The sequence below is a fragment of the Vibrio sp. SG41-7 genome (assembly GCF_014164465.1).
GTDB lineage: Bacteria > Pseudomonadota > Gammaproteobacteria > Enterobacterales > Vibrionaceae > Vibrio > Vibrio splendidus.
The window spans coordinates 1-870 of record NZ_JACJFF010000319.1 but is presented as its reverse complement, the minus strand read 5'-3'; the positions used below and the strand labels follow the sequence as shown (position 1 = coordinate 870).

Below are 870 nucleotides of genomic sequence, written 5' to 3'. Positions count from 1 at the left end.
CTGCGGTGCCTTATTCGTTAGATGACATCTAGTGTGTCCGCCGCATTAACAGGCTCTCCGCAAGTGGTCTTAACCTATCTCCATCATTAGCGTCTGCAATGACCCGGTGGGTTTAACTCTTTATGTTGCTTAGATTTTTACTTAAGCAGCATAGTTTTCATATTCTGTTTGATTGTGTAAAAGCGACCATATAATTCGTGCGTTCTTCGCGGCAAGTGCCACTATTGCTCGGTTCATTCCTCTTCGTTCCAGAACGCCTCTGCACCACTGACTTAACTTATCTTGCTTGTCGCCAAGGTTGGCAATCACGGTCCTTGCGCCGTGAACTAATAGTGTTCGCAAGTATTTGTCGCCGTGTTTGGTTATCCGACCTAAGCGAGGCTTTCCTCCCGTCGAATATTGCTTTGGTACTAAGCCTAGCCAAGCAGAGAAATCGCGACTTTTATCAAATTGGGAACCATTGCCTATCGAAGCAAGTATCGCTGTTGCAGTTTGCGGCCCAATACCTCGAACTTTCATCACTCGTTGAACATTAGCGCTGACCTTAGCAAAAGAGTCAAAGACTTGCTCTGTATCGGCGATACGTTGATTCAATTCTCCAAGGTGGTGATAAGCATCGGCAATCACCGTTCTTGCGAGGTGTTGCAGTTCATTTTCTGCGTCTTCCAGCATTAAGGGAACCTGTTTCATTAACGAAGAGCGGCCAACAGGAATGACCAACCCGAATTCAGAGAGTAGGGCGCGCATGCGATTCATAAGCGCGGTGCGTTCACGAACCCAATGCTCTCTCATTCTATGTACCGATAAGATGGCTTGTTGCTCGGGGGATTTTACGGGTACAAAGCGAGTTGATGGACGCTGAACAGCTTC

General features: G+C 47.2%; 1 protein-coding gene. It reads right to left on the bottom strand.

All coding sequences use genetic code 11. The features are described from left to right. Nucleotides 1-141: 141 nt before the first annotated feature. On the bottom strand, nucleotides 142-870 hold a 729-nt coding region (locus H5300_RS28595; protein WP_182797376.1), incomplete at its 5' end, for an IS110-like element ISVisp6 family transposase.